Below are 23,545 nucleotides of genomic sequence, written 5' to 3'. Positions count from 1 at the left end.
TGGGCATATGCCGATGCGGAACCTCATCTTTGTGGCCTTCGTGGAACCGGTGGCGGACGGCCAGGTTTTTCTGCGGACGGAGTGGCCGCTGCACGTCACCCTGGTGAGGTTCGACGCCGCGGCCACGGACGGTGCCGACGTCGCCCAAAGCATCGCCGCGCTTGCAGATGGGCCGGCCAACGCAGCGCTTGGCGCGGAGCTGACCGTGGGGGAGGACGCCGCCTTTGGCCGCAACGGGTCCGTGCCCGTCAACCTGGTGGAACCGCACCCCGCCCTGCAGGAGCTGCATGAGCGGCTGGTGCAGGTGGTGGTGGACGCGGGCGGCAGGATCCTCACGCCGCGCCACACGTTGTCCGGCTACCGGCCGCACGTCTCCCACCAGGCCATCCCAGGCCCGGACGCCAAGCGCCTCCACCGGGGCGACGCCGTCGTGCTTGACCGCGTGGCTTTGGTGGACATGGCGCCCGGCGGCGACCACGCCATCAGGCGCATCCTCCGGTTGTGGAGCCAGGAACCTTCGCAGTACTAGGCGATGACGCTGTCCACCAGCGCCTTGGCCTCCGCCTGCACCTGCTTCAGGTGTTCCTCGCCCTTGAAGGACTCGGCGTAGATCTTGTACACGTCCTCCGTGCCGGACGGGCGGGCCGCGAACCAGGCGTTTTCGGTGACCACCTTCAGGCCGCCGATGGGCGCGCCGTTCCCTGGCGCCTCGGTGAGCTTGGCGGTGATCGTCTCGCCCGCCAGTTCCGTGGCGGTAACGTCCGACGGCGACAGCTTGCCGAGTGCAGCCTTCTGCTCGCGGGTGGCGGCGGCGTCGATCCGGGCGTAGACGGGGGCGCCGAACTGGTCCGTCAGCCCCTTGTACAGCTGGGACGGGGAGCTGCCGGTGACCGCGGTGATCTCCGAGGCCAGCAGTGCCAGCAGGATGCCGTCCTTGTCCGTGGTCCAGACGCTGCCGTCCAGCTTGTTGAAGGAGGCACCGGCGGATTCCTCGCCACCGAACGCCCCTTCACCCGAGAGCAGGCCGGGAACGAACCACTTGAAGCCAACGGGCACCTCAACGAGCTTGCGGCCCAGGCTCTCGGCCACGCGGTCGATGATGGAGGAGGACACCAGCGTCTTGCCGATCACCGAGGCGGGGTTCCAGCCGCTGCGGTTGCGGTAGAGGTAGTCGATGGCGACGGCCAGGTAGTGGTTGGGGTTCATCAGCCCGCCGTCCGGGGTGACGATGCCATGGCGGTCGGCGTCGGCGTCGTTGCCCGTGGCCACGTCGAATGCAGGCTGGCCGGAGGCGGCGGCGTCGGACATCCGCTGGATCAGCGACGCCATGGCCGACGGGGAGGAGCAGTCCATGCGGATCTTCTCGTCCCAGTCCAGGGTCATGAAGGCCCACTGCGGGTCCACCGTGGGGTTCACCACGGTCAGGTCCAGGTGGTGGCGCTCGCCGATCTCGCCCCAGTAGTCCACGGACGCGCCGCCCATGGGATCGGCACCGATCCGGACCCCGGCATTGCGGATGGCGTCCAGGTTCAGGACGGACGGAAGGTCGTCCACGTAGCTGCTCAGGAAGTCGAACTTGCCGGTGGTGTCTGCGGCCTGGGCGTCCGCCAGCGGGATCCGCTTCACGCCGCGCAGCCCGTTCTCCAGCAGCTCGTTGGCGCGGTTGGCGATCCAGCCGGTGGCATCCGAGTCCGCCGGGCCGCCGTGCGGGGGGTTGTACTTGAAGCCGCCGTCGCCGGGCGGGTTGTGGCTGGGGGTCACCACGATGCCGTCGGCCTGCGGGGCGCCCGGTGCGGCTTTCCGGTTGTAGGTCAAGATGGCGTGGCTCAGCGCCGGGGTGGGGGTGTAGCCGTGCCTGGCGTCGACGAGGACCTGGACGCCGTTCGCGGCGAGCACCTCCAGCGCGGAGTTCTGCGCGGGCTCGCTCAGTGCGTGGGTGTCCTTGGCCAGGAACAGCGGGCCGGTGACGCCCTGCGCAGCCCGGTATTCCACGATTGCCTGCGTGATGGCAACGATGTGCTGTTCATTGAACGAGGCCTTGAGGCTGGAGCCCCGGTGCCCGGAGGTGCCAAAGACGACGCGCTGGCCGGGATCACCCAGGTCCGGCGCAACGTCGTAATACGCGTCAAGAAGCGCAGTGATGTCAACAAGGTCCTGGGGTTGGGCAACTGTACCCGCGCGGCTAGCCATGGCTCCAGCATGCCAGAACCTGGCAGGAGTCCAAGCGACCCGCCCATAATCCGGACCCTGTGACGCGCAATGTGCTCATCAAACCAAGTAGTCCACCTGAGTACCCGGCCCGGAAAGTACCTATATACCGGCCCTTTGACGCCCTGCTACCTTTCAAAAAATTCCAGGAAACAAGGGAAAGGAACGGACGACGGCGGGCCGCCGCCGGAGTCCTGTCCGGCTAGGAAACGGGGACGTCCAATGGGGGCAGGAGACGGGGCAGCGGAGCAGTCCAGGCTGGCTGCCGAGCGCGTTGCGAGGCTGAAGCGCCAACTCGACCAGGCCGAACGTTCCACGAAGGCGTGGGACGCCGGCGCCGCAGGGGAGCGGGTGGTGGCCGACAAGCTCAGCGAACTGGTCCCGCGCGGCTGGTACGTCCTCCACGATGTCCACTGGCCCGGCCGGCCCAAAGCGAACCTTGACCACGTCCTGGTGGGCCCCGGCGGCGTGGTGGTGATCGACTCGAAGAACTGGACCGGTGAGGTGCGGGTGGCTTCCGGGGTGCTGTGGCAGGGCCGCTTTGCGCGGACCCAGGCAGTGGAAGGGGCCCTGGCCCAGTGTGCTGCCGTGGCCTCGGTGCTGACTCCGCCGCACCGCCGCCTGGTGCGTCCACTCATCTGCATGTCCGCGCAGCCCGACCTTTTCGGGGTGACTGAATCCGACGTTGCCGTGGCCGGTTCCCAGCGGGTGGTGGGAGCCATCGAAGCGCTGCCGGCCGTGCTCGACCAGCAAACAGTGGTGGGGCTGTACGCGCACCTGGGCCAGCAGCTCACCCATGAACAGGAACCAGGCATCACCGCTTTTCGCAGCGTGCGGCCGGGAACCGTGGTGCGCCCGGCGGGAGCATTGCCCCCGGCCGGCCCCGCAGCAACTCCCCGCGGGAAGCCCGGCTCCCCGGACGAAACGGGCCGCAGCCAAAGTGCATCCCGGCACCCCGCAGGGCGGGCCCTCCCCCCGCGCGGAACGAAGGCAGGACCACCCACAGGGCACAGGGCGGGAGCGCCGGCCGGAACGCGGACCGGGGCGTCGGCGGGATCGGCGCGCCGCGGCAGGAACGGCAAAGCGCAGCAGCATGGCGGCACCAGTGGAGGGAAGCTTGCCCTGCTGGCGGCCTTCGTCATTTTTGCCGTCTATATCCTGCCCTACTTGGGCCGCTAGCCTCCGGCGCATCTCCTGGCAGCAGCCGGTCTTTGGCGGCCGCGCGGACTGCTCCGGTCATCCGGTTGAGCCGTTCCGAGTCCAGGGTCCAGGCCTGCCAGTACAGGGCCACGTCCTGGTGGGGGCCGTCCTCGAGCCGCACCAGGGCGCCGGACTCCAGCTCGTCCGTGAGCTGGAGCTCCGGAATCATCCCCCAGCCCAAACCGGCTTTGACTGCCGCGAGGAATCCCTGGGACGAAGGGACGGTGTGCGTTGGAGGAAGCTGCCGCAGGCTCCTGGCCGTGAGCAGCTGCTCCTGCAGGTTGTCTTTCGTGTTGAATTTCAGCACCGGCATTGCCGCCCAATCCACGCCGCCGGACACGGAAAACCGCCGGCGCAGCCCGGGGGTGGCCACCGGAACGTACCGCATGGAGCCCAGCAGTTCCACCCTGCACCCGCTCACCGGGGCAGGGTCCGACGTCACCGCTCCCATGACCTCGCCTTCGCGGAGCAGCTGGCTGCTGTAGCCCTGGTCCTCAACGTGGAGATCGAGGGCTGAGTCCTCCCACGCGGCGGCCTGATGCAGGACGGGGACGAACCACGTGGCCAGTGAGTCCGCGTTGACGGCCACCGGCAGCTGGGCCCGGGCCGGCGACCCTGCGCCCAGTGCCGCCGCCGTCTCCGCTTCCAGCACCTGCACCTGGCGGGCCATCCGCAGCAGCAGCGCGCCGGCGTCGGTGGCCGTGCAGGGCAGCCTTCGGCGGACCAGGACCTGGCCTACCGACGCTTCCAGTGCCTTGATCCGCTGGCTCACGGCGGATGGCGTGATCCGGAGCAGATCGGCCGCTGCCTCGAACGTTCCTTCGTCGATGACAGCCACCAGGGCCTTCAGGTGCTCAAGATTCATGAAGACATCCTAATGAATACCAAGAATCATTAATTTGCCTATATGTTATGCGGATCCTACCGTCAGTAGGTATGTGGACTGCTGGAATAACGGGAATGCTCACCGGGATCGCGCTGATCGTGGCGATCGGCGCCCAGAACGCCTTCGTGCTGCGCCAGGGCATCCGGCGCGAGCACATCGGGGCGGTAGTGGCCGTCTGCATGGCCGGCGACGCCTTGCTCATCGTCGGTGGCACGGCCGGCATCGGGGCGTTGGTCACCCGGTTCCCCGAGGCGCTGGAAGTCCTGCGCTGGGCCGGCGCCGCGTACCTGCTGTGGTTCGCCGCGCGGTCCTTCATGGCGGCGGTTAAACCCTCCACCCTGGCGGAGCAGGCGCCCAAGTCGAAGAACTCGGTGATCGCCACCACGGCCGCCCTGACCTTCCTGAACCCGCACGTCTACCTGGACACCGTGGTGCTGCTGGGCAGCCTCGCCAACCAGCAGGGAGCCGATCTGCGCTGGGTCTTTGCCGCAGGCGCAGTCACCGGAAGCGTGCTGTGGTTCTCCGCCCTGGGGTATGGGGCACGCGCGCTGGCTGGAGTGCTCGGCAGCCCGCGAACGTGGCGCTGGATTGATGCTGCCATCGGTGTGCTGATGCTGGCCCTGGCCATCCGCCTGGTCCTGCACTGAAGTAGGCTGGAGCCGAGATCCGCAGGGGAGAAACCATGAGTAACCAGCAATCCCAGGGGCCTGACTACCAGCGTGACGGTTCGCCGTGGCCCAGCTACCGGCCGCCGGCCGAGTACGGACGGGGACAGTACGGGCAGGGACAGTACGGCCAGCCCCAGTACAACCCGGGCTCCTACAACCAGGGCCAGTACGGCCAGCCGCAGTATCTCGGCCAGCCGTCCTACTATGGCCGGCCGGTGGAAGCGAAGACCCTGAGCATCGCAAGCATGGTCTGCGGCATCGCCTCGGTCATCACGGGTTGGCTGTTGCTTCCGCAGTTTGCCGCAATCATCACCGGCCACCTGGCCCTCCGGCGCGAACCCTCCGGCAGGGGGATGTCCATCACCGGCCTGGTGCTGGGCTACCTGTGCCTCCTGGGCTACGGCGCCCTTTGGCTGCTGCTCATCATCGGCCTGGCCATCGCCGGCACCGCCGGCTCCAATACAGGCACCTTCTAGCCCTGGCCGGCTGGGAAAGCAGCGGCGACGGCGGCCGGGCACCTGCGCCCGTGCCGCCGTCGTCCCTTCTGCCGCCGTCGTGCCTTACCCCTTGACTGCTGCGGTGGCGGGCACCTCTACCGGATACCCGGGGTAAATGGTCTCCGCCGGCGCGCGGTTGGTGGCCTTGGCCCAGGGGTAGTAGACGGCCAGGGTGGCAACGATTCCCACCAGCCAGGAAATGTCCGCGCCGCCCAGCAGCTTGGTGACGGGGCCCGTGTACAGCGCCTGCGCCAGGAACGGGACCTGGATGACGACGCCGATTCCATAGGAAACCAGGGCGGCCACGTTCCAGCGGCCGTAGCGGCCGTCCGGGTTGTAGAGGGCGGGGATGTCCAGCCGGTCCCGGGAGACCTTGTAGTAGTCCACCAGGTTGATCACGGACCAGGGCGTGAAGACCATGAGCAGCAGGAGGACGAAGTTCTTGAACAGGTTCAGGAAATCCTTGCTGGCGAACAGTGCGATGAGCACGCTGGCGCCGATTACCGCCACGATGAAGGCAATCCGCACGGCTTTGGAGACGGTATCCCTCCGGTTAACGGCGGTGCTGATGGTCACGCCGCACATGAAGGCGCCGTAGGCATTCAGGCAGTTAACCGTCAGCTTGCCGGTGACGATCATCAGGTAAATGAAGACGGCGATCTGCCCGCCGCCGGCGAGATCGCCCATGTAGCCCACCTGGTTCTTCAGGAAGTCCCCGCCCAGCTTGGCGGCGGAGAGTCCGCCGGCCAGGGCGCCGAGGGTCATGGCCCACTGCGCCCCGCCCACCGAGCCGGCGAAGGTGTACCAAAAGGTCTTCCGTTCCGAGGTGTCCGCGGGAAGGTAGCGGGAGTAGTCGGCTACGTATGGGCCGAAGGTGAGCTGCCAGCCGGCACCCATGGCAACGGCGGTGAGGAACGTGGGCCATTCAAAGCCCTTGACCATCATCACCTGGGTGATGTCGAACTTGGTGGCAACCGCCAGGGTCAGGTACAGGAAGCCTGCCAGACCCAGTACGGTGGCGATGCGGCCCAGCGCGTGGATGTACTTGTACCCCAGGATGGCCAGCAGGGCCGTTGCGGCACCGAAGACCAGGATTCCGACGGCGGGCGCGTCCACTCCCAGCATGAGGTTGATCGCCTGCCCCGAGAGGACGGTGCCTGTTGAGGCGAACCCGACGTACATGAGGATGACCAGCACCAGCGGAATCACGGCCCCGTAGACGCCGAACTGGGCTCGGCTGGAGATCATCTGCGGCAAGCCCAGCTTGGGACCCTGGGCTGAGTGGAGGGCCATGACCGCGCCGCCCAGCACATTTCCCACCAGCAGGCCCACTATTGCCCAGAAGGCGTCCGCGCCGAACACCACGGCCAGGGCGCCGTCCACGATGGCGGTGATCTGGGCATTGGCACCAAACCACAGGGTGAACTGGCCGCGCGGGTGGCCGTGCCGCTCGCCCGGTGGGATCATGTCGATCGATCGTGCCTCAACGGCGGTACTGCCTCCGGCCATGGCCTAACTCCTCAGTGATGGAAACGTAGGGTCCATCACACCGGGTTTGGCGGCCGGCCAACACCCGCAACCGGGTCCTGCTGTCCGGGAAACCAGACGCCTCCGCGTGTCGCGCGGCCTGGCTAGCGGAGCAGCTCCACGTCCGAGACAAGCTCGATGTGCGCCAGCATGGCGTCCGCGGCCGCCTCCGCATCCTGGGCCCGGACGGCATCCGCGATTTTCCGATGCGACGCCAGGGACTGTTCGGGCCGGCCGGGCTGCCCCAGCGACTCCATCCGCGTTTCCAGGATCATCTCGGCGATGAAGGCCATCAGCTGTGCCAGGACGGACGAGTGTGCTGCCGCGGTGATGGCCTGGTGGAACAGTTCGTCGCCGTGGGTGCCGCGGTCGCCGTCGTTGATTTCCCTGGCCATGACGTCCAGGGCATCGTCGATGGCGGCAAGGTCCTGGTCGGTCCGGCGTTCGGCGGCGAGGGCGGCAAGCTTCACTTCCAGGGTGCTGCGCGCCTCCACGATTTCGGGCAGCCGGCTTTGGTGCTCGCGCAGGCCCTTGATGACCGAGGCTACGCTGGGCCGCCGGGCCAGGACTGCGCCGGTGCCGTGCTGCACGTCGATGACGCCAAGCACTTCCAGGGCCACCAGCGCCTGCGCCAGCGTGGCGCGGGAAACCCCAAGCCGTTCGGCAAGGTCGCGCTCCGCCGGCAGGAGATCGCCCGGCCGGAGCTGGGCGGACTCGATGTAGGCGAGGATCTGCTCCACCAGCTGCTCGTACAGCCGGGGCCGCGTGACGCGTTCCAGGCCCAGCCGTGCTGTCTTCTCCACAAAGCCCTCCCTCGGGGTCGTAGGGACCAGAATACCTCCTTCGTCTATTGACAGATAGACTCACTGTCTAAGAGGCTAGTCCAGTGAGCCAGTAACTCACGTCACATTCTTTCTTTCCCCCAACGGAGGACCAACGATGTCCGCTCCTGTCTTATCGATCATCATCCTCGCGGCGATGTTCCTGCTCGCCACCGTCCTGCCCCTCAACATGGGCGCGCTCGCCTTCGTCGGCGCGTTCCTGCTCGGCGCCCTGGTGCTGGGCATGTCCACCAACGAGATCCTGGCCAACTTTCCCGGCGGCCTCTTCCTCACCATCGTCGGCGTCACCTACCTGTTCGCCATAGCGCAGAACAACGGGACCATCGACCTGTTGGTCCGCGGCGCAGTCCGCCTGGTGGGCAGCCGCGTTGCCCTCATCCCGTGGGTCATGTTCGCCATCACCGCCGTCATCACCGCCGTGGGCGCCCTGTCTCCCGCCGCCGTCGCCATCATTGCCCCCATCGCCCTGAGCTTCGCCGGCAAGTACAAGATCAGCCCGCTGCTCATGGGCATGATGGTGATCCACGGCGCGCAGGCGGGCGGCTTCTCGCCCATCGCCGTCTACGGTGTCACCGTCAACGGCATCCTGGCCAAGACGGACCTTGCCTTCAGCCCCACCGCGCTGTTCCTGTCCAGCTTCATCTTCAACCTGGTCATCGCACTGGTGCTCTTCGTGGTCCTCGGCGGCAGGAACCTCATGTCCTCCAAGGTGGGACAGTTCGTGGAGCAGGCAGCTGAGGCACGGATGGCCGTCAGCGTCGGCGCCAAAGCCGGCGCCGACGTCCCCTTCAAGGGCTTCGGCTCCGGCATGTACGGTCCCAGGGACCCCGCAGGCGACGGCGTCGCGGCCACCAAGGAGCGCAAAGAGCGGATTCCGCAGCTGGTCACCATTGCAGGCCTGATCGTGCTGGCCGTCGTGGCCCTTGGCTTCAAGATGGACGTCGGCTTCGTCTCCATCACCATCGCCATTGTGCTGGCCCTGGTGTCACCCGCAGCCCAGAAGGGGGCCATCAACAAGATCAGCTGGTCCACCGTGCTGCTGATCTGCGGCATGCTGACGTTCGTCGGAGTGCTGGAGGAAGCTGGAACCATCAAGTTCGTTTCCAGCGGCGTTGCCGGAATGGGAATGCCGCTCCTGGCCGCCCTCATCATCTGCTTCATCGGTGCCGTGGTATCCGCCTTTGCCTCCTCCACCGCCATCCTTGCAGCGCTCATCCCGCTCGCGGTTCCGTTCCTCTCCACCGGCGAGATCGGCGCCGTCGGCGTCATCTGCGCCCTCGCAGTGTCCGCCACCATCGTGGACGTCTCACCGTTCTCCACCAATGGCGCGCTGGTGCTGGCCAATGCCCCGGAAGGCGTGGACAAGGACCAGTTCTACAAGCGGATCCTCGGCTACAGCGGCATCGTGATCGTGGCCGGCCCCGTCCTGGCATGGCTGGCGCTGGTGGTGCCCGGCTGGCTCTAGCCGCCGCTGCCCCACACCGGCGGCCGTCCGCCACCCGTTCCAGAAAGGAAACCCAAACCATGAGCACCGAGAACCGCCAAGGCCCCCTGGCCGGGCACACCGTCGTCGACCTCAGCCGCGCACTGGCCGGGCCCCACGCAGGCATGATGCTGGCGGACCTCGGCGCCCGCGTCATCAAGGTGGAGAACCCCGGAACCGGTGACGACACCCGCGGCTGGGGGCCGCCCTTCGTCGGCCCCGAAGACGACCTCCAGTCCACCTACTTCATGTCCTGCAACCGCAACAAGGAGTCCATCAGCCTGGACCTGAAGAGCGGCGACGGGCAGGCGGTGCTCCGCGGCCTGCTGGAGCGGGCGGACGTGGTGATCGAAAACTTCCGGCCCGGGGTCATGGACCGGCTGGGCTTCTCCACCGCGGCGATGCATGAGATCAACCCGCGGCTGGTGATCTTGTCCATAACCGGCTTTGGCCACGACGGGCCCGAGTCCCAGCGCAGCGGCTACGACCAGATCCTGCAGGGCGAGGCCGGACTCATGTCCCTCACCGGGTCAGGGCCGGACGACCCCCAGCGCGTCGGCGTTCCAATTGCCGACCTGCTTTCCGGGATGAACGGCGCCTTCGGCGTGCTCGCGGCGCTGGTGGAGCGGACCCGGACCGGCCAGGGCAAGGTGGTACGCACGTCGCTGCTGGCATCGCTGATCGGCGTCCATGCCTTCCAGGGCACCAGGACCACCGTTGCAGGCGAAGTTCCCCAGGCCCAGGGCAACCACCACCCGTCCATCGCCCCCTACGGCCTGTTCAACTGCAAGGACGGCAGCGTACAGATCAGCGTCGGCAGCGAGAAGCTGTGGGCGTCCTTTGCTGCGGCCTTTGGCCTGGAGCCGGGTGCCCCCGGCTTTGCCAGCAATGTCGAAAGGGTGCGGAACCGTGCGGGGGTGATTGCCGCCGTCGAACGCGCCTTTGCCGGCTACGGTGCGGCGGAACTGCTGGCGAAACTGAACGACGCCGGGATCCCGGCAGGGAAGGTCCGCTCGCTGGACGAGGTGTACGCCTGGGAGCAGGTGGCATCCCAGGGGCTGGTGGTGGATGTGGACCACCCGCTGCTCGGAAAAGTGAGCCTGCCCGGCCCGCCGCTGCGGTTCTTCGCTCCCGGGGATGCGGCCGAAACCACCCCCACCCAGCACGATGCACCGCCGCTGCTGGACGAGGACGGGCCGGCAATCCGCGAGTGGCTGGGCCTGGCTTCTGCAACGGCGGGGGCCAAATAGCATGCCGACGAGGGAAAAGGTGCGGCACCTGAACGCAACCGAACTGCTGGACGCCGTGGTGGACCAGGGCTCGTTCGTCTCCTGGGACACCGAACCGGAACAGCCGGACGTCTCTGACGAGTACGCCCGCGACCTGGCAAAAGCGCGCGAACGCAGCGGCGCCGATGAGTCGGTGGTCACCGGCGCCGGCCTCATCCGCGGCCGCCGCGTTGCGCTGATCGTCAGCGAATTCTCCTTCCTGGCCGGCTCCATCGGCCATGCGGCGGCGCAACGGATCGTTGCCGCCGTTGAACGCGCCACCGCGGAGGGGCTGCCGCTGCTGGCCGGGCCTGCGTCCGGGGGAACCCGGATGCAGGAAGGGACGCTCGCGTTTTTGTCCATGGTGAAGATCACCGGCGCCGTCCGGGCGCACCGCCAGGCCGGGCTGCCGTACCTGGTCTACCTGCGGCACCCCACCACCGGTGGCGTCATGGCATCGTGGGGTTCCTTGGGCCACATCAATGTGGCGGAACCTGGGTCCCTGCTGGGCTTCCTGGGTCCCCGGGTGTACGAGGCGCTGTACGGCGAGGCGTTCCCGGAGAACGTGCAGGTGGCGGAGAACCTCTTCCACAAGGGACTGATCGACGGCGTGGTGGAACCCGGCGATCTTGCAGACCTGGTGGGCCGGGCACTGGACATCCTCTCTCCCGGGGGCCCGGTGGCTGCGCGCCCTGCCCCTCCCGAGACCCTCAACGTCCGGCCTTCAACAGTTGACGCCTGGACGTCCATCGGGATCTCCCGGCATCCCCGGCGGCCGGACCTGCGCCAGCTGCTGAGGGTCGGCGCCACCGACGCTCTCCCCCTGAACGGAACCGGACAGGGGGAGAAGGACCCCGGGTTGCTGCTGGCACTGGCGCGTTTTGGCACCCAGTCCTGCATCGTCCTGGGCCACGCCCGCCCGCTTCGGAAGGACGCCGCCGGGATGGGACCGGGTTCCTTGCGGGAGGCGCGCCGCGGCATGAAGCTGGCGGAGGAACTGCGGCTGCCGCTGCTCACCGTGATCGACACCGCCGGCGCTGCTTTGTCGCAGGAGGCGGAGGAGGGCGGACTTGCCGGCGAAATTGCGCGCTCGCTGCACGAACTGATCGGTCTGGAATCGCCGTCGGTGTCCGTGCTGCTTGGCCAGGGCGCCGGGGGAGGTGCGCTGGCACTGCTGCCCGCGGACAGGACCATCGCGGCCCAGCACAGCTGGCTTTCACCGCTTCCTCCGGAAGGTGCCAGCGCCATCGTGCACCGGACCACCGCGTTCGCCCCGGCCATGGCCCAGGCGCAGGGAGTGAACGTGGCCGCGCTGTACGCGAACGGCCTGGTGGACCACATTGTGGATGAGCGGGACGATGCTTCTCTGGAGCCGCGCGAATTCTGCACCCGGATGGCCCGGGCGATTGAGTTTGAGCTGGGCTCGGTGGCCGGCGTTCCCGTGCCGGAACTCGTGGCTGCCCGGGCGCGGAAGTTCGCATCCCTCGGCGGCAGCTGACGGTTGCCACTTGGCCGTGGGGGGCAGGCCCGGGAGGCGCCGGAGTATCGGTTCCGGCGCTTCCTACGGCTGGTCCGGCACGTAGAGGGCCATAATGACGCCCGTGGCGGTGTGTTCGGCTTCGAGGAGCCGCAGCGGCGTTTTTGTTGCCCCGGTGAAAAGCTGGTGACCGTTGCCCAGCACCAGGGGATGGATCATGAGCAGGTACTCGTCGATTTGATCTGCCGCCATAAGGCTGCGGATCAGCACTCCGCTGCCCATGATCACGAGGTTCCCGGGGAAGGTTTCCCGGAGCTCCTTCACAGCCGCCGGAACGTCCCCGCGAAGGAGCGTTGAGTTTGGCCACTCAAGCTTCAAGGCGGGGTCACCGGAAGCGACGTACTTGGGCGTGTTGTTCAGGGCGTCCTTGAATGGACCGCCCTGGGCGTTCCATGACGACAGGAGCTGCACGTAGGTGCGCCGTCCAAAGAGGAAGGCGTGGCCGGCGCCCATGCGCCCGCCCATCTTCTGGACTGTCGCCTGGTCGGCACGCGGAACGGCCCAGCCGCCGCCGGTGAATCCTCCCCGGGGATCTTCGTCCGGGCGCCCCGGTCCCTGCATGACGCCATCGAGCGTCACATGGTTCATCACCACGACCTTGCCCACTGCGGTCAGCCTTTCCGTGGCGGGAAGCGCCCGCGGCGGCGGGCGGCACCCGCTGCCAAGGGACTACCTCCTGGACTGGAGTCTGGTCCGGTGGGCGTTCCTGCGCAGCTGCAGGATGCGCGCTCCGCCTGCCACGGCCACCAAGACGCCGCCTGATACGGCAGCGATGAACAGTGCCATCCCCAGCGGGACGGACCCCTCAAAACCAAGGAACCGGACCAGGGCCTGGTCCTGGTTCTGCAGGATGAAGACGATCAGCAGGATCAGGAGCACCAAGGATGCCACGACACCTGCCCAGATGACTCCGGCGCGGGTGACCTTGCGTTCAGGGACTCCACGGCCCGTCGCCGCTGTCCCGGTGGCCGGTGTCCCCGTTGTTCCGACTGTTCCCCCTGCGTCCGGTGCGTAGGACGGCGCGCCGCCGTAGGTTGCGGCCCGGTCTCCCGATGGCTGCGCTGCGTTCGACGGCGTGGTGGCATCCGGTTCCTGCCGGCCTTCCGGCCCTGGCGTGTACTGTCCTGCGCTCATGTCCGTCCCCTTTTCCAAAATGCTAAGCATGCTTATTGTCTAACCATAGACGCCCCGGTTGACGCGGCACAACGACCGGTACCGCGTCCTGCGTTAGGAATTGCGTCATGACCGGCGCAATGACCTGCGCAGGAAAAGGGTGCGGGGGAGCTGTCGGCCAGGAGGGGCCCTCACGTGAGAACCCCTCCTTCCGGCAGTCTGGCCGGACCATTTTCGGTCCGGTCCGGTCAGCCCGGCCCCGGGTCTCACCGCCCGGGTCAGACCCTCTCCTTGCTCCGTTCGGCGGAGGGGGTGCGGGGCGCAGGCATCCTGCGCCAGTTGGGGAAGGCCCAGAACGTGAAGTCCGGTGCCTTGACCGGCTCCTCCGGAGTTTCCGCAGGGGCTTCCGTTTCGGCTTCAGGCCGGCGCTTGGTTTCTTTCCTGGCGCCCCACCCGAAGTCCTTGTTCGATGCGTAGCACATCACAGACCTCCTCATGGTGACTGCCCTTTAATCGTCCTCCTGATTGGCGGGGGAGTCGATATGCCAACGCAGTCCAGGGGCAACGAATGCACCAGAGGCCTCCGCTGCGGCAGGAGTAATGTCCGGGATTGTCAGGCGCCGTCAACCACGTCCTGTGCCTCCTGCGGGCGGTGGAACTCGCAGGGCCCCTGATGCCGGAGGGGAAGGAGGCAGGTCCGTCCCGTGGGCAGGTGGACCAGCGCGCACCGGCCGGTCATCGCCAGGTCTTCCCTGACGTTCGAGTTGCTCATGTCTGGACGTCCGTCGTCTGCCGTTATGGTGGCTTCGGTGCCTGGGGCAGGGTGTTCAACGTTCATGGTGGGGCAACTCCTCATCGGGCGGAGGGCGAATGGAGGGTGCTGAAAGGTGCTCCTTCAAGTGTGCGCCGCCAGGGTTACCAGCGGATTAAGCCGGTGTTAGGAGCAGGTCAACATCTGCCCTCCGGCGGAGCTTCCCGAAGTTTCCCTAGTAGCCCAGCTGGTGGGCCACCTGCAGGAGGAGGGCTTCGGAGCCCATGGGGCCAACAAGTTGGATTCCCATGGGAAGTCCACTGCCGGCGCTACCCGCGGTCCAGTGCACGGGAACGGTGATGGCCGGCAGGCCGCACACATTCACCATGGAGGACCACGGGGCGTATTCGCACTGCTTCCGGTAGTCGCCGTCGGCGTCCCCGGGCCACTGCGCCGACGGCCAGCGCTCCCCGCCATGCGCCGTGCCGGTGAACCATCCCACCGGCCGCGGCGTCTGCGCCAGGGCCGGCATCAGCATCAGGTCCCACTGCCCGTACTGCGCCACCGTGTCATGCTGGAACTGCCGCAGGAATGCCAGTGCCTCCGCGAGCTTGGCGGGGCTGCGCTGCTGTGCCCGACGGCGGAAGGTCCGCGTCAAGGGGGCCAGTAGAGCTTCACGCGTCGGACTGATCCTGGCTGCGCCCACCCCGGCGGTCCACGCCGTCGTGAAGGCATCCGGGTAACGGTTGTCGTAGCGGACGGATGCATCACCCAGGCTGTGGCCGGCGTGTTCCAGGAGGGCCTCACCGGCACGGAGCGCGTCCAGGGCGTCCTGTTCGGGCGTGAAGGGAAACGTGCCGGACCACGGGCTGTCCAGGGTGACGCCGATCCGCAGCCGCGGCGGCTCGTCTTGTTGCACTGCCCGGAGGTAGTGGTTTCCCGGGACCATGACGTCCATCATCAGCGCCGCGTCCTCCGTGCTCTGGGCAAGGGGACCGGGCACCACCAGCCGCGCGGGATCGCCGGCACTTTCCCCGGCTGCCACCAGCCCCCGGCCCGGCTTCAGGCCCACCAGGCCGCATGCTGCCGCGGGGATGCGGACTGACCCGCCGCCGTCGGTCCCCGGAGCGAAAGGCAGCAGCCCCGCTGCCACGGCCGCTGCACTGCCGCCGGACGAACCTCCCGAACTCCTGCTGGGTGCATGGGGATTGCGCGACGGCGGTGCGATGCGGTTTTCGCTGTAGGCCGTCAGTCCGAATTCAGGTACCTGTGTCTTGCCCAGCGAAACCACGCCGGCATCCTTGAAGAGGGACACCAGCGGAGCGTCGGCGGGGGCGGGTTTGTGGTCAAGGGCGGCACTGCCGTGCGTGGTCACCACCCCGGCCACGTCCGTCAGGTCCTTGAATGCAAGGGGCATGCCGTGCAGCACAGGCAGGTCATCGGCGTCGGCGCGGGCATGCAGGGCATCGGCCGCCTTGGCCTGGTCCATGGCCTGTTCCGCGGTCACGGTGATGAAGGCGCCGAGAAGGGCGTTCCGCTGCCCGGTCCGGGCCAGGAAATGGGCGGCGGCCTCCGCGGCGGACACTGCTCCACTCCGCAGGAGGTCCCGCAGGGCCAGTGCCGAAAGCTCATGGAGTTCAGTCACGGAACCGGGACTCCGTTTGCGCACCGGCAGGCCGTTCCGTGCGGGCGGCCGGAGCCGGGGGTGCGGGGAGGGCGGCGGGCTGTTGGGACATGAAAACCTCCTTGGGCTTCACCAGCCTAACCCGGGGCTTTTTGCATACCTGTTCACGGTGGAAGGGGGCGGAAGAGCTAGGCTTAAACCTGACTCTGATCCGCCAAGACAGGACTCCGATGAGTGACTTCGATACCGTCCCCGTGCATGACATTCCCGCTGACGCGGTGATCCTGGACGTCCGGGAGGACTACGAATGGGTCGCCGGCCACGCTGACGGCGCACTCCACATCCCCGTGGACCAGATCCCGGCCCGGCTGGGTGAGCTCGATCCGGACGAGGACCTCTATGTCATCTGCCGTACGGGCGGCCGCTCCTTCCGCGTTGCCCAATGGCTCACGGGGCAGGGATATTCCGCCATCAACGTCTCGGGCGGGATGGACCAGTGGCTGGAGGCCGGCAAACCATTGGTTTCGGACAACGGACTCAAGCCGTTGGTGCTTTAGTGGCCGGTACTTCCCGCACCTACACGTTCCTGGGTCCGGAAGGCACCTTCACCGAGGCTGCCCTCCTCCAGGTACCCGATGCCCTTGAGGCGGTGAGGATCCCGGCGTCGAACGTCAACTCCGCCCTTGGGAAGGTCCGTGAAGGTGCGGCCGACGCCGCCATGGTCCCCATCGAGAACTCCGTGGAGGGCGGTGTCACGGCCACGCTGGACGCCATCGCCACCGGCCAGGAACTGCGGATCATCCGCGAGGTCCTGATTCCCATCAGCTTTGTCCTGGTAACCCGTCCCGGGGCGCGGTTGGAAGATGTCCGGCGCGTTTCCACGCACGGCCACGCCTGGGCCCAGTGCAGGCTGTGGATGGACAAGAACATACCCGATGCGGAATACGTTCCCGGCTCCTCGACCGCCGCCGCGGCCGTGGGGTTGCTGGCGGCCGACTGCCACTACGACGCGGCCATCTGCGCGCCGCTGGTGGCCAGCGAACATGCCGGACTGTCCGTGCTGGCGGAGGATATCGGTGACAACCCGGGTGCGGTCACCCGCTTCATCCTGGTGAGCCTGCCAGGGGCCCTGCCGGCCCGGACCGGTGCGGACAAAACCACGGTGGTGGTGCCGCTTCCGGAGGACCGTCCCGGAGCCCTGATGGAGATCCTGGACCAGTTCGCCAGCCGCGGCGTCAACCTCAGCCGGATCGAGTCCCGGCCCACGGGACAGTACCTGGGACACTATTTCTTCAGCATTGATGCCGACGGCCACGCAGGCGAGGCGAGGGTGGCCGACGCGCTGGCGGGGCTGCACCGCATCAGCCCGGGGACGCGTTTCCTTGGCTCGTACGCCAGGGCAGACAAGCAGCAGACGCCGGTCCCGGCCTATGTCTCCGACGCGGCGTTCTCTGCGGCCCAATCATGGGTGGAATCCATACTCGATGCAGAATCCTTCGCAGGTGAAACCGGTTCCGCAGCTTCGCCCAGAGCGTAGGCAAATGGCTTGGGAACTACTTCCGCGGGCTGCGGACAATGCGTATGCTTGCTTGATCCACACGGGGTATGGCCCCTGACGAAGGGAGAGGGTCATGACCAGCAGCACTGAGAACGACGGCCAGGGGATGATCGTCAACCCCAAGCCGACCGCTGACAACCAGGACTGGGACGGGGATGACGCTGACCGCGCCGACCGCCTGCGCTTCGAGGAAGAGCAGGCCATGATCCGCGAGCAGTCTGAAGCCCACGCTGCCGCCAAGGCGGCCGCCGATGCAAAGAAGCAGGCCAGCGCCTGAGCCGCGCAGCACTCTTGCTTTTGTCACGTAACAGCGCTGTCAGCGCTCTTTTGTCAACGCACCTTTGCTAACGCACCGCCGTGGCACTGCTGCCATGGACGTCCCGCTTGACCCGGACCAGGAGTGACCGCGGCAGAACCTGGACGGTGAGCTGCGTGGCTTCACCCGAGGTGTCGCCGTCGAGCTGTGTGGGCATGGGTTCGGGGCACTTGATCACCACCCTGCCTGACCGGTAAACGGTCATGATGGGCAGCTTGCCGCTGTGCTTGAACATGATTTTCACGTACATCAGCAGCCACCCCAGCGCGCTGCGGGGGCTCATCACCACAACGTCGAGCATGCCGTCGTCGATCATGGCCTGCGGGATCAGGTCGATGCCGCCGGGGACCAGGCCGCAGTTGGCGAAAAGCACACTGCGGATATTCCTTACCTGCTCCGGGTTGCCGTCCAGCGCAATGGAAACCTTCTTTCGCCGGCCCGGCAGGTGGCGCACACCCGCCTCCGTGTACGCGAGCCAGCCCACCGCCTTCTTCAACCCGTCATTGGTGTCGGCCAGGACCTCGGCATCCATGCCTATCCCGGCGATCACCAGGAAGATGTGCTCGGAGTAGTGGCCGGTCCGGGAGTTCTCGATGGCCATCCGTGCGGTGTCGATGTAGCGCTGGCGGCCGAACAGTGCTGTCTGGACGTTGCCGTGGAGGTCGTTCACATCCAGGTCCACGTTCCGCGCCAGCAGGTTGCCGGTACCCAGTGGAATCAAACCCATGGCAATGTCCGTGTGCGCCAGGGCCTCGGCCACCACCCGGACGGTACCGTCGCCGCCGCCCGCAAGGACGACGTCGGGCTTGCCGGCCAGGACGGCCTGCATCTGGGAAAAGCCGGGGTCCTCCGCGGTCGTCTCGAAGAAGACAGGCTCCTCCCACCCGGCTGCCAGGCAGGCGCGCTGGATGATTTCCCTCGCTTCCCCGGCCCGCGCCTTGATTGGATTCAGGACCACGGCCACCCGCTGCTGCGCCAGCCCGGAGTCGTAAACTTCCCCCGCCACGGTGCTGCGCATATGCAGTGCTTTGAGGCGGCGCACCCCCCACCAGCTGGACGTGGCGAAGGCAAGCGCCACCGCAATCAGCAGGTAGAGAATCCAGTCGCTCATGGTGCTTCAACAGTAGCCGTGCGGGCGGCGCGTGGGGGCACGCACCCTGCCGCCCGCCGTCGTGCGCGGTATTGGATACCCTTGTGTGGTGATCGACGTAAAAGACCTCAGCGAAAACCCGGAGAAATACCGTGCCAGCCAGCGTGCCCGTGGCGCGGACGAATCAGTGGTGGACGCGATCATCTCCGCGGATTCCGCCCGCCGCGCTGCCCTGATCCGCTTTGAAAACCTCCGCGCCGAGCAGAACGTGTTCGGCAAGAAGGTGGCGCAGGCCAAGGGTGAAGAGAAGCAGGCGTTGCTGGCAGAGGTCAAGGAGCTCGCCAACTCGGTTAAGGCTGCGTCTGCCGAGGCCGATGCCGCGCAGACCAAGCAGGAAGAACTCCTGCGCACCATCCCCAACCTTATTGAGGACGGCGTGCCCGAGGGCGGCGAGGACGACTACGTGGTGGTCAAAACCGTCGGCACCCCCCGTGAATTCCCCGACTTCGAGCCGCGCGACCACTTGGAGATCGGCGAGCTGATCGGTGCCATAGATATGGAACGCGGTGCCAAGGTCTCCGGTGCCCGGTTCTACTTCCTGCGCGGCGTGGGTGCGCGGCTGGAGATGGCCCTGCTGCAGATGGCCATGGACCAGGCCATCGAGGCAGGGTTCGTCCCGATGATCACCCCCACGCTGGTGCGTCCCGAGACCATGCAGGGGACCGGCTTCGATGTGAAGCACGACGCCGAGATCTACCGACTCGCCGAAGACGACCTTTACCTGGTGGGCACCTCCGAGGTTGCCCTGGCCGGGTACCACGCAGACGAGATCCTGGACTTCTCCAAGGGCCCCATCCGTTACGCCGGCCAGAGCTCCTGCTACCGCCGCGAGGCCGGCTCGCACGGCAAGGACACCCGCGGCATTATCCGCGTCCACCAGTTCAACAAGGTGGAGATGTTCATCTACACCACTGTTGAAGAGGCCGCCGCCGAGCACCAGCGCCTCCTGGCATGGGAAGAGGAAATGCTGGCCAAGTGCGAACTGCCGTACCGCGTGATTGACACCGCTGCCGGTGACCTCGGCACCTCCGCCGCACGCAAGTACGACTGCGAAGCCTGGGTTCCCACGCAGGGCGCCTACCGCGAGCTGACCTCCACCTCCAACTGCACCACCTTCCAGGCGCGCCGCCTGAATATCCGTGAGCGCGTGGTGAACTCCGAGGGCGTCGCCAAGGGCACCCGGGCAGTGGCCACCCTGAACGGCACCCTGGCCACCACCCGCTGGATCGTGGCGCTGCTGGAGCACCACCAGAACCCGGACGGCTCCGTCAACGTGCCCAAGGCGCTGCAGAAGTACCTGGGCGGCCTCGAGGTCCTGCCGGTCCTCTAAGGGAGCTTTCATAAGCTTGTTCGCGGATCAGGACCTTCATGGTTCTGATCCGCGAACATGCTTAGGCCTGACGGTCGCTTGTCCACATACAGGCAGCGGACCGGTGACCGCGCTTCCATGGTCCAACATCCTGTTGGAATGGACATGCCACCCGGACTGATTGATACTGCCGCCATTCTCCGCACGGGCGCCGGCACCGACGGCGTGCACCGCGCCTTCAAAGCAGGGCAATTGGTGCGGATTCGGCGCGGCTTCTACGTCTCCACCGAGGACTGGCTCAACGCGCTGCCGTCCCAGCGCTTCGCATGGACGACGACGTCACTCGCCAGATCGGTCAAAGGTGCCGTTTTGTGCGGGCAAACGGCAGCGGTGGCGAGCGGTCTGCCGACGCTGGGAACGCCACCGTGCGTGGAGTTGGCGACTGCCTTGCCCGGCCGAAGCGGCATCAGGAAATCGCCGCTGTTGGTCCTGGGCGGGGACGGAACGGCCCAAGACGTGCGCCGCACGCGTTCCTATCCGCTTAGGTACCGGCTCAAGAGCGTGCTGGAACCTGTCCGCCATGGGGAGTTCCTCTGCACAGGACTCATGGAGACCACCGTGGATGTCATTTCCTCCACGAACCTGAGCCAGGCACTGGTACTCGCAGACGGGGCCGCCCGCAAACTCCTGGCCGACGGCGTTGTGGATCGTGGTGCCAGCCTTCTGTCCGTGCCGGGCATTGCCGCCGGCATAGCGGCTCTTCCGTCTGCGGCTGCCCGGCGCCGCGCGGAGCGGGTCGCTGCCCTGGCGAGCCCCCAGCCGGAGTCCGTTGGGGAGTCGTACAGCCGGGCCATCTTTGAGTTCCTTGGTTTCGAACAGCCCGTACTTCAACAGGTCTTTAAGGACGGCAACGGCTTCATCGGCAGGAGCGATTTCTGGTGGCCTTCCCAGAGGGTGGTGGGTGAGTTCGACGGCAAGGGGAAGTACGTCCAGGCCGCCCTGCGTGACGGGATGACGGCCGACGAGGCCGTATATCGGGAGAAGCTCCGCGAGGACCGGATCCGGGCGCTGGGCCACGGCTTTGTTCGCTGGCGATGCGCTGACCTCACGGACCCCAGCCGGCTGCGGTGCAAGCTCCTGGCAGCCGGACTCCGCCCGGGCTGCGGCACGTCCTCGCCCGCGAATCAGAAGCTGGTTCGCTAATCAGAACCGTGAAGGCACGGATGTGCGAACGAGGTGAGGACTGTTGGTCCAGGGAAGACGGGGACTCGTCCGCCCAGGGGGATCTGCTGCGCGAGGGACCGCCGGGATGTGGGAATCCGCCGTGTTTACCAACAGTTCAATAAACCTGTGTCCTGCGTCCTAGCGCGTGTCAGTTACGTCTGGTTCACTATGTGGATGACAACGCTGACTGAAACCTCAGTCGCCGGCAACGATGACCGGCGAGACAACAATCCGAACAACAACACCAACACCAACACCCTCGGCTTCGCCGCTGTGGACCAGAAGTTCATGGTCGCCCTGGACGTGGACGGCACCCTGGTGAACCACGACGGCCACATGTCCCCAGGTGTGCGGGAAGCCGCCCAGGCCGTGGTTGCAGCGGGGCACCAGGTGATGATCGCCACCGGCCGCTCCCTGAACGCCACCCTTCCCATCATCGAGAAGATCGGAATCGAGCGCGGATACGCCGTCTGCTGCAACGGCGGCGTAACGCTCCGGCTCCACCCGGAACTCGAAAACGGCTACGAAGTGATCCACAAGGCCACGTTCGATCCCGCTCCGGCCCTGCGTGCGCTCCGGGAGCGCCTCCCGTCCGCCAAGTACGCACTCGAGGATGCCGACGGCAATTTCCTCTCCACCGAGCGGTTCCAGGACGCCAGCTTCGGGGTGGAGGCCGTGGGCGTGGACTTCCACACCATGCTGGAAGCCACCGCCGTCCGCGTGGTGGTCTTCAGCACCGAAAACACGCCGGAGGAGTTCAACGAGGCCATCAACCACGTGGGCCTGGCGGGAGTGACCTATTCGGTGGGATGGACTGCGTGGCTGGATATCGCTGCCGCAGGGGTGACCAAGGCCAGCGCCCTGGAAAACCTTCGGGTCCGCCTTGGTTTTGAAGAGCACCTCACCGTCGCCGTCGGTGACGGCCGGAACGACATCGAGATGCTCACCTGGGCCGGCCGGGGTGTAGCCATGGGCCAGGCTCCGGCGGAGGTGGTGGCCGCCGCTGATGAGGTCACCCATTCAGTGCACGACGACGGCGCCGCCCACGTGCTGCGCAGCCTCCTCTAGGCCGGGGTACTTCCGTCCGTCCCGATTCCGGACCGCGTCCTGGGTCAAGGCAGAATAGAAGCATGACCCTTACGACGTTCGCCCTCGTCCGCCATGGCCAGACCGACTGGAATGCCGAGCGCCGGTTGCAGGGAGCCACCGACATCCCCTTGAACGACGTCGGACGCGGCCAGGCGAGGGACGCCGTCGCCGTCCTTGCCCCGTACGAATGGGACGCAATCGTTTCGTCGCCCCTCAGCCGTGCCGCGGAAACCGCAGACCTGATTGCCGAAGGGCTCGGGCTGGCGGTTTCCCGGCGCGTTCCGGAACTCACCGAGCGCAGTTTCGGCCCGGCCGAAGGGATGCAGGCCGGACCCGAGCTGGACGCGCTGCGCATTCCGGGCGGCTTCAAGGGCGCGGAAAGTGAAGACGAGGCCGCCGGCCGCGGCCTTGCCGCACTGGAGGCGCTGGCGGAGGAGTTCCGCGGCCAGCGGCTGCTGGTGGTCACCCACGGCACCCTGCTGCGCGTGAGCCTCAGCCGGGCCATTGGCCAGACCCTGGCGAGCGTGGACAACGCGGTGCTGAATCTGGCGCACCACCACGCGGTGGACGGCTGGAAACTGGAGTACTTCAACGGCGAGCCCGTGATGGCAGCCGCCGGCAACTAGGCTGGCCGGCCCTGAAAGTAACTAAAGAGAGCTGGCAGGACAGTCAGCTGGCTACCGGGCTTCGAGGATCAGTGCCAGCAACCTGGCAGCTGCGGGCCGGGCGCCGTGCTCCTCACTCCACTGCGCCCGGGCCACCGCTTTACTGACGGCCTGGGTGGTGATGCCCAGTTCCTGCGCCACGGCTTTTTGCTGCCCCCGGACCCCGGGGGTCAGCAGGTCCAGCACCCGCCATTCAGCATCGGAACGGTCACGCACGATATGGCCCAGCAGCCTGAGGATGGCCTCGGCGTCGTGGGCGACATCGGCCAGCGGTCCTTCCACCGCCACCGGGATCCGCTCCTTGCTGCTGCGGAGCCTGTCCACGGCCCGGCGCGCGTACACCAGACCGTGGCCGGAGGCGTCCTTGATCTGGTTGGGCAGCGGCTCATTTACCGGCCCCGCGCCGATCCCCACGTACCAGTGCCCGCTGCGAAGTGCGATCAGTGCGGCATCCACGGCCTGGTGCGGGCAGTCGACGATTCCCTGGACTTCGTCCTCCACCGACCGGTCGAAGTCCAGGCGCGCAGGGATGTGCCGCAGCGCCTTGAGCAGCTGCGGCACCTGGTCGCCGTCGCGCCGGCTGTCCGTCTGATTGATGGTCAACGTGAACATTTCTGGATCCACACTACC

The 23,545-nt window shown here is 67.1% G+C and carries 25 protein-coding genes; 14 read left to right on the top strand and 11 right to left on the bottom strand.

What is annotated here, in order from left to right:
- The first annotated feature begins 13 nt into the window (after window positions 1-13).
- Window positions 14-529 (top strand): 2'-5' RNA ligase family protein, encoded by a 516-nt coding sequence (locus ACV095_RS19820; RefSeq protein ID WP_478223485.1) that lies wholly within the window; start codon window positions 14-16, stop codon window positions 527-529.
- Here the strand turns inward: ACV095_RS19820 and pgm are convergent.
- Window positions 526-2,190 (bottom strand): phosphoglucomutase (alpha-D-glucose-1,6-bisphosphate-dependent), encoded by a 1,665-nt coding sequence (gene pgm / locus ACV095_RS19815; protein ID WP_018770291.1) that lies wholly within the window; start codon window positions 2,188-2,190, stop codon window positions 526-528. The genes ACV095_RS19820 and pgm overlap by 4 nt on opposite strands.
- Window positions 2,191-2,430: 240 nt before the next feature.
- Between pgm and ACV095_RS19810 the strand changes: the two genes are divergently transcribed.
- The gene (locus ACV095_RS19810) at window positions 2,431-3,387 is read left to right on the top strand and encodes a nuclease-related domain-containing protein (RefSeq protein WP_478222549.1); all 957 of its coding nucleotides are present in this window, start codon (window positions 2,431-2,433) and stop codon (window positions 3,385-3,387) included.
- Here ACV095_RS19810 and ACV095_RS19805 read toward each other — a convergent pair.
- A complete protein-coding gene (locus tag ACV095_RS19805; protein WP_478222548.1) occupies window positions 3,347-4,273 on the bottom strand; it encodes a LysR family transcriptional regulator ArgP in 927 nt (308 codons plus the stop codon). The genes ACV095_RS19810 and ACV095_RS19805 overlap by 41 nt on opposite strands.
- A 95-nt stretch (window positions 4,274-4,368) precedes the next feature.
- On the opposite strand from ACV095_RS19805, the gene ACV095_RS19800 reads away from it, so the two are divergent.
- Together ACV095_RS19800 and ACV095_RS19795 are read left to right on the top strand one after the other, a co-directional pair.
- Window positions 4,369-4,941, top strand: coding sequence for a LysE/ArgO family amino acid transporter (locus ACV095_RS19800; protein WP_478222547.1), 573 nt, complete (start codon window positions 4,369-4,371; stop codon window positions 4,939-4,941).
- 35 nt (window positions 4,942-4,976) lie between these two features.
- Window positions 4,977-5,438, top strand: coding sequence for a DUF4190 domain-containing protein (locus tag ACV095_RS19795; protein WP_478222546.1), 462 nt, complete (start codon window positions 4,977-4,979; stop codon window positions 5,436-5,438).
- A gap of 84 nt (window positions 5,439-5,522) precedes the next feature.
- Here ACV095_RS19795 and ACV095_RS19790 read toward each other — a convergent pair whose 3' ends face one another.
- Together ACV095_RS19790 and ACV095_RS19785 are read right to left on the bottom strand one after the other, a co-directional pair.
- Window positions 5,523-6,968 (bottom strand): purine-cytosine permease family protein, encoded by a 1,446-nt coding sequence (locus tag ACV095_RS19790; protein WP_478222545.1) that lies wholly within the window; start codon window positions 6,966-6,968, stop codon window positions 5,523-5,525.
- Between the two features lie 122 nt (window positions 6,969-7,090).
- Entirely contained in the window at window positions 7,091-7,789 is a 699-nt protein-coding gene (locus ACV095_RS19785; protein WP_144601001.1) for a FadR/GntR family transcriptional regulator, read from the bottom strand.
- Between the two features lie 136 nt (window positions 7,790-7,925).
- Between ACV095_RS19785 and ACV095_RS19780 the strand changes: the two genes are divergently transcribed.
- From ACV095_RS19780 to ACV095_RS19770, 3 genes are read left to right on the top strand one after another with little or no spacing between them, the layout of a single operon-like run.
- The gene (locus ACV095_RS19780; protein WP_018770284.1) at window positions 7,926-9,293 is read left to right on the top strand and encodes an SLC13 family permease; all 1,368 of its coding nucleotides are present in this window, start codon (window positions 7,926-7,928) and stop codon (window positions 9,291-9,293) included.
- Between the two features lie 59 nt (window positions 9,294-9,352).
- The gene (locus ACV095_RS19775; RefSeq protein WP_478222544.1) at window positions 9,353-10,561 is read left to right on the top strand and encodes a CaiB/BaiF CoA transferase family protein; all 1,209 of its coding nucleotides are present in this window, start codon (window positions 9,353-9,355) and stop codon (window positions 10,559-10,561) included.
- A 1-nt stretch (window position 10,562) separates the two neighbouring features.
- Window positions 10,563-12,077, top strand: coding sequence for a carboxyl transferase domain-containing protein (locus ACV095_RS19770; RefSeq protein WP_478222543.1), 1,515 nt, complete (start codon window positions 10,563-10,565; stop codon window positions 12,075-12,077).
- A 63-nt stretch (window positions 12,078-12,140) separates the two neighbouring features.
- Here ACV095_RS19770 and ACV095_RS19765 read toward each other — a convergent pair whose 3' ends face one another.
- The 5 genes from ACV095_RS19765 to ACV095_RS19745 all read right to left on the bottom strand — a co-directional run bounded on the left by ACV095_RS19765 (window position 12,141) and on the right by ACV095_RS19745 (window position 15,625).
- Window positions 12,141-12,722 (bottom strand): dihydrofolate reductase family protein, encoded by a 582-nt coding sequence (locus tag ACV095_RS19765; RefSeq protein ID WP_134165321.1) that lies wholly within the window; start codon window positions 12,720-12,722, stop codon window positions 12,141-12,143.
- 63 nt (window positions 12,723-12,785) lie between these two features.
- Entirely contained in the window at window positions 12,786-13,280 is a 495-nt protein-coding gene (locus ACV095_RS19760) for a LapA family protein (protein ID WP_478222542.1), read from the bottom strand.
- 227 nt (window positions 13,281-13,507) lie between these two features.
- On the bottom strand, window positions 13,508-13,711 hold the full coding sequence (locus tag ACV095_RS19755) for a hypothetical protein (RefSeq protein ID WP_018770279.1): 204 nt from the start codon (window positions 13,709-13,711) through the stop codon (window positions 13,508-13,510).
- Window positions 13,712-13,842: 131 nt separating this feature from the next.
- Window positions 13,843-14,067, bottom strand: coding sequence for a hypothetical protein (locus tag ACV095_RS19750; protein ID WP_018770278.1), 225 nt, complete (start codon window positions 14,065-14,067; stop codon window positions 13,843-13,845).
- Between the two features lie 148 nt (window positions 14,068-14,215).
- Window positions 14,216-15,625, bottom strand: a complete 1,410-nt coding sequence (locus tag ACV095_RS19745; RefSeq protein WP_478222541.1) for an amidase — start codon at window positions 15,623-15,625, stop codon at window positions 14,216-14,218.
- Between the two features lie 209 nt (window positions 15,626-15,834).
- Here ACV095_RS19745 and ACV095_RS19740 point away from each other — a divergent pair, with 209 nt between their 5' ends.
- From ACV095_RS19740 to ACV095_RS19730, 3 genes are all read left to right on the top strand, one after another.
- Entirely contained in the window at window positions 15,835-16,161 is a 327-nt protein-coding gene (locus ACV095_RS19740; protein WP_478222540.1) for a rhodanese-like domain-containing protein, read from the top strand.
- Window positions 16,161-17,141 carry a prephenate dehydratase gene (pheA, locus tag ACV095_RS19735; protein WP_018770275.1) on the top strand — a complete coding sequence of 327 codons (981 nt, stop codon included), beginning with the start codon at window positions 16,161-16,163 and terminating at the stop codon, window positions 17,139-17,141. Before ACV095_RS19740 ends, pheA begins: the two co-directional genes overlap by 1 nt.
- Window positions 17,142-17,235: 94 nt before the next feature.
- Window positions 17,236-17,439, top strand: a complete 204-nt coding sequence (locus tag ACV095_RS19730) for a hypothetical protein (RefSeq protein WP_056388420.1) — start codon at window positions 17,236-17,238, stop codon at window positions 17,437-17,439.
- Window positions 17,440-17,506: 67 nt separating this feature from the next.
- On the opposite strand, the gene ACV095_RS19725 is transcribed toward ACV095_RS19730, so the two are convergent.
- Complete coding sequence (locus tag ACV095_RS19725) at window positions 17,507-18,589, bottom strand: diacylglycerol/lipid kinase family protein (RefSeq protein ID WP_018770273.1); 1,083 nt, start codon at window positions 18,587-18,589, stop codon at window positions 17,507-17,509.
- Between the two features lie 88 nt (window positions 18,590-18,677).
- Here ACV095_RS19725 and serS point away from each other — a divergent pair, with 88 nt between their 5' ends.
- From serS to ACV095_RS19705, 4 genes are all read left to right on the top strand, one after another.
- The gene (serS, locus tag ACV095_RS19720; protein WP_026265933.1) at window positions 18,678-19,958 is read left to right on the top strand and encodes a serine--tRNA ligase; all 1,281 of its coding nucleotides are present in this window, start codon (window positions 18,678-18,680) and stop codon (window positions 19,956-19,958) included.
- A gap of 138 nt (window positions 19,959-20,096) precedes the next feature.
- Window positions 20,097-21,140 (top strand): hypothetical protein, encoded by a 1,044-nt coding sequence (locus tag ACV095_RS19715; RefSeq protein WP_478222539.1) that lies wholly within the window; start codon window positions 20,097-20,099, stop codon window positions 21,138-21,140.
- Between the two features lie 195 nt (window positions 21,141-21,335).
- The gene (locus ACV095_RS19710) at window positions 21,336-22,229 is read left to right on the top strand and encodes an HAD family hydrolase (RefSeq protein WP_056388605.1); all 894 of its coding nucleotides are present in this window, start codon (window positions 21,336-21,338) and stop codon (window positions 22,227-22,229) included.
- 62 nt (window positions 22,230-22,291) lie between these two features.
- Window positions 22,292-22,876 carry a histidine phosphatase family protein gene (locus ACV095_RS19705; RefSeq protein WP_018770269.1) on the top strand — a complete coding sequence of 195 codons (585 nt, stop codon included), beginning with the start codon at window positions 22,292-22,294 and terminating at the stop codon, window positions 22,874-22,876.
- Window positions 22,877-22,927: 51 nt separating this feature from the next.
- Here ACV095_RS19705 and ACV095_RS19700 read toward each other — a convergent pair whose 3' ends face one another.
- A complete protein-coding gene (locus ACV095_RS19700; protein ID WP_018770268.1) occupies window positions 22,928-23,527 on the bottom strand; it encodes a hypothetical protein in 600 nt (199 codons plus the stop codon).
- Window positions 23,528-23,545: the final 18 nt, after the last annotated feature.

The organism is Arthrobacter sp. JDC6, from assembly GCF_056484025.1.
Note: the sequence above shows the minus strand (reverse complement) of the source record. Positions and strands in the feature narration are given on the sequence as shown.

What these genes read in the sequence shown, in the direction of transcription:
- ACV095_RS19820 (WP_478223485.1), top strand. Translation starts at nt 14, where the DNA reads ATGCGGAACCTCATCTTTGTGGCCTTCGTGGAACCGGTGGCGGACGGC.
- pgm (WP_018770291.1), bottom strand. Translation starts at nt 2,190, where the DNA reads ATGGCTAGCCGCGCGGGTACAGTTGCCCAACCCCAGGACCTTGTTGAC.
- ACV095_RS19810 (WP_478222549.1), top strand. Translation starts at nt 2,431, where the DNA reads ATGGGGGCAGGAGACGGGGCAGCGGAGCAGTCCAGGCTGGCTGCCGAG.
- ACV095_RS19805 (WP_478222548.1), bottom strand. Translation starts at nt 4,273, where the DNA reads ATGAATCTTGAGCACCTGAAGGCCCTGGTGGCTGTCATCGACGAAGGA.
- ACV095_RS19800 (WP_478222547.1), top strand. Translation starts at nt 4,369, where the DNA reads ATGCTCACCGGGATCGCGCTGATCGTGGCGATCGGCGCCCAGAACGCC.
- ACV095_RS19795 (WP_478222546.1), top strand. Translation starts at nt 4,977, where the DNA reads ATGAGTAACCAGCAATCCCAGGGGCCTGACTACCAGCGTGACGGTTCG.
- ACV095_RS19790 (WP_478222545.1), bottom strand. Translation starts at nt 6,968, where the DNA reads ATGGCCGGAGGCAGTACCGCCGTTGAGGCACGATCGATCGACATGATC.
- ACV095_RS19780 (WP_018770284.1), top strand. Translation starts at nt 7,926, where the DNA reads ATGTCCGCTCCTGTCTTATCGATCATCATCCTCGCGGCGATGTTCCTG.
- ACV095_RS19775 (WP_478222544.1), top strand. Translation starts at nt 9,353, where the DNA reads ATGAGCACCGAGAACCGCCAAGGCCCCCTGGCCGGGCACACCGTCGTC.
- ACV095_RS19770 (WP_478222543.1), top strand. Translation starts at nt 10,563, where the DNA reads ATGCCGACGAGGGAAAAGGTGCGGCACCTGAACGCAACCGAACTGCTG.
- ACV095_RS19760 (WP_478222542.1), bottom strand. Translation starts at nt 13,280, where the DNA reads ATGCTTAGCATTTTGGAAAAGGGGACGGACATGAGCGCAGGACAGTAC.
- ACV095_RS19755 (WP_018770279.1), bottom strand. Translation starts at nt 13,711, where the DNA reads ATGTGCTACGCATCGAACAAGGACTTCGGGTGGGGCGCCAGGAAAGAA.
- ACV095_RS19750 (WP_018770278.1), bottom strand. Translation starts at nt 14,067, where the DNA reads ATGAACGTTGAACACCCTGCCCCAGGCACCGAAGCCACCATAACGGCA.
- ACV095_RS19740 (WP_478222540.1), top strand. Translation starts at nt 15,835, where the DNA reads ATGAGTGACTTCGATACCGTCCCCGTGCATGACATTCCCGCTGACGCG.
- ACV095_RS19730 (WP_056388420.1), top strand. Translation starts at nt 17,236, where the DNA reads ATGACCAGCAGCACTGAGAACGACGGCCAGGGGATGATCGTCAACCCC.
- ACV095_RS19725 (WP_018770273.1), bottom strand. Translation starts at nt 18,589, where the DNA reads ATGAGCGACTGGATTCTCTACCTGCTGATTGCGGTGGCGCTTGCCTTC.
- ACV095_RS19715 (WP_478222539.1), top strand. Translation starts at nt 20,097, where the DNA reads ATGGACATGCCACCCGGACTGATTGATACTGCCGCCATTCTCCGCACG.
- ACV095_RS19710 (WP_056388605.1), top strand. Translation starts at nt 21,336, where the DNA reads ATGACAACGCTGACTGAAACCTCAGTCGCCGGCAACGATGACCGGCGA.
- ACV095_RS19705 (WP_018770269.1), top strand. Translation starts at nt 22,292, where the DNA reads ATGACCCTTACGACGTTCGCCCTCGTCCGCCATGGCCAGACCGACTGG.
- ACV095_RS19700 (WP_018770268.1), bottom strand. Translation starts at nt 23,527, where the DNA reads ATGTTCACGTTGACCATCAATCAGACGGACAGCCGGCGCGACGGCGAC.